Source organism: Okeania sp. SIO2B9, assembly GCF_010672505.1.
GTDB lineage: Bacteria > Cyanobacteriota > Cyanobacteriia > Cyanobacteriales > Microcoleaceae > Okeania > Okeania hirsuta.
Window position 1 is genome coordinate 1 of record NZ_JAAHGK010001797.1, and the last position, 1,058, is coordinate 1,058.

Below are 1,058 nucleotides of genomic sequence, written 5' to 3' on the forward strand. Positions count from 1 at the left end.
TATGCTCATGCATGGAGCGTATTTTAGGCGCATAGTTGGGCAGAAAAATCATTCTTACAAAACGCCCGCTCCTACCTCCTATAAATTCCAATTTCTCCTGTCTCCTGTCTCCTGTCTCCTGTCTCCTGTCTCCTACCCCTACCACTCATACTTTTTCAGCAAACCCTAATTAGAGATATTACCGAATGAAAAAAAATGGAGGAAAACCTGAAGGAAACAGCAACAAGACTAAAGATTGATAATGATAAACTAAAGCTTTTAGGAGATTCTTTACATCATCAAGCTAATCACGATCCCCTCAGAGGATTACCTAATCGTAAGCAATTTTATGAGGGTTTAAGTCAAGCTATTGAGTGGGCAAATGTGAATGAACAAATGGTTGGTCTACTATTTCTAGACCTCAACGGATTTAAAGCTGTTAATGATACCCTGGGTCATCATATAGGAGACTTATTATTAAAATTAGTAGCACAAAGATTGCCAGGGTGCTGAAGAGGAAGTGATACAGTTTCCCGACTTGGAGGTGATGAGTTTACTGTGATTTTACCAGGTATTCCAGGACAAATAGGAGCTTCCAGAGTGGCTGACAAAATTCGCAACACAATTAATCAAACTTTTAAATTAGAAGACCATATTGTACCAGTGGGAACCAGTATTGGTATTAATTACTATAGCTCTAATCAGACTTACACAGATGTTGATACCTATTTTTTAAAATCATCTATTCTTGCAAAATATACACCAGACAATAATGGTACATCTGGAGACAGTAAAAAAGGTGGAGGGGCGTTCTAAGAGCTGATTTGTAAACTTAGCTAAAATCTTTATGTAATCTAACTTTCAGGGATTTCGGCATCTTGGGCTATAACTCCCAAAACCCTTGTCTTCCAAGGAATTCAGCCTCTTAATATTTACTTGATAAATCAGCTCTAATATTACCTCTTTTTCATTTAAATACTAAATAGCTATCTATAGGGTTAATCTACTATGTTTATTTCTGGTCGTGATTAAAACTTTAGGGTTAATTAAGTTTAATAATTCATGTCGTAATTTTTTCA

1 pseudogene is annotated in these 1,058 nt (G+C 36.1%); it reads left to right on the forward strand.

The features are described from left to right. Positions 1 to 195 precede the first annotated feature (195 nt). Positions 196 to 795: pseudogene (locus tag F6K13_RS34500) on the forward strand (diguanylate cyclase domain-containing protein). Positions 796 to 1,058: the final 263 nt, after the last annotated feature.